This window comes from Cloacibacillus sp., assembly GCA_036655895.1.
Taxonomy (GTDB): Bacteria; Synergistota; Synergistia; order Synergistales; family Synergistaceae; genus JAVVPF01.
Genome location: JAVVPF010000111.1, coordinates 1 through 1740 on the forward strand (window position 1 = coordinate 1; position 1740 = coordinate 1740).

The 1740-nt window shown below is 45.8% G+C and carries 2 protein-coding genes; one reads left to right on the top strand and one right to left on the bottom strand.

The features are described 5' to 3' along the window. The first annotated feature begins 7 nt into the window (after window positions 1-7). Window positions 8-148 (top strand): phosphodiester glycosidase family protein, encoded by a 141-nt coding sequence (locus tag RRY12_13135; GenBank protein ID MEG2185618.1) that lies wholly within the window; start codon window positions 8-10, stop codon window positions 146-148. 32 nt (window positions 149-180) lie between these two features. Here the strand turns inward: RRY12_13135 and RRY12_13140 are convergent. After that, window positions 181-1740 (bottom strand): hypothetical protein (locus tag RRY12_13140; protein MEG2185619.1); only part of this gene is annotated, 1560 nt, incomplete at its 5' end.

Sequence of the window (1740 nt, forward strand, 5' to 3'; positions counted from 1 at the left end):
GGAGGCGCTGAATCTTGACGGAGGCGGCTCAAGCTCCCTCTGGTGGCGCGGCATGACCTTTACGCTGCCGAGCAACGCAAAAGATATGGAACGCCCCATCCCGTACGCAATATTGATGTTCGAGCCGGGCGCGGGAGTAAGAAATTAGCGCGGCGAGGCCATAAGTGGCATCCTGCGGTTTTATTTTTTTGCTCCGAAGCCGAACCATGTTCCATTTGGAGTATATTGGATGCCCATGATGCCGTTTGTGACTTTGGTGCCGTTGCCATAGCCGTCCGACGATCCGTTTTTTTCCCCAAATAATTTTTTATTTTCATCGGCGCTTTGAAAACCGCCAAAGTTTTCATATCCGTATTCCCCAGGATTATTCTTTATCAACTTTTGCTCTGCATCAGTCGTCAGATCTTGCATCGTATAGACGGAAGCGCCGAGCGGCATAATGGCCTGCAACTCTTGTTTAGAAAAACCGGGGACAAGATCTATGTTGTACACTTTTACGCCTACAGAATTTTCATTCCCTCCCCAGATCCTGATCCCAGTTTTTGGGCGGTTGAGAGGGAATTTATCCAAAGGCAAGGAGTATAAGGTTTTTATGGTGTTTTCATCCTCCTTACCCCATTTATTGTCGCCCATCTGTTTCCGTACGTTCATCTCCATACCCTTTGCAATGGCTGTGACATCTTTTTTTGTCTGGTCATTATAGCCTCCGACATAATGCAGTTTCATGGGATACCATGGTGTTGTGCCGCCGCCGCCCCAGTCCAGAATATGCTTTGCAATATTTATCAGGTTATTGTTAAAGTCGCTGAAATTGTGGATGGTGAATTGATAGGTTTTATTATCATTTGGGGTTCCTTCCGGTTCTGGAGACCGCGGTACCTCGGAGATGAAGCGACCATACCATACTGGTTCAGAATAATAGAAATCTGGCCCGATATAAAAAGGATCCCTCGCTTCAAGCGCCATTCTATCTTTATCAGAAAGTTTGTCGAGAACTTCCTTCTTAGATTTAAGGTATTTCATCCTGACAATATAGTGCGGCTCTTCTTTTTTACCGTCTGAATAATATTCGAGTATGGTGTACATGATCCTGGTTCGTTGCATGAAGATGTTCTTCATAAAATTTTCTCCGCCGTTGAATCGATTATTCTGCATATATTTTGGAGAATACTCGAGGTTGCTTTCAGCAGGCATTATCCCATACGACGAGTACCACTTCGCGCCTCCATAAGGTATATCCTGGGAAGTTAAGGTTGTAACGGACGTTTTGCCGTCTGTTGTCGGCCAACTGCCGCTTCCTGCATTGTATATCTGCATACTCCTGATAAAGAGGCGTATTGGAAAGGATTTTCGCGCGTTATCATACTGCAGCACGTATCCATAGAGAAGCTCTGATTGAGTACCAGTCTTATTCTTAGTGGCTTTTCCGTTTAGCAGCAGGCCGTAGCCGGAGATGTCCACATTTTCCGCCTCAGTGACTATGGAATAATTGGATATGGAAGAGAACGAAGTTTGCTTTTTTCCGCTTAGGTCGTCATTTTCAAGGCTGCTTCGCCTGGCCTCAGCGATATATTTTAACGCGACGGTCGCGATAAGCGCAGGTGCGTTGTTGCTCCCATTTGGGTTGATCCTAACGACCCTTTCTCCATCTGTCGATATTTCCAGCTTAACAGATGAATCAGGTGTGGAGTATATGTCGTCTGTATTTTCTCCCGTCTCAAGAAACTTGAGCCAGTCCCT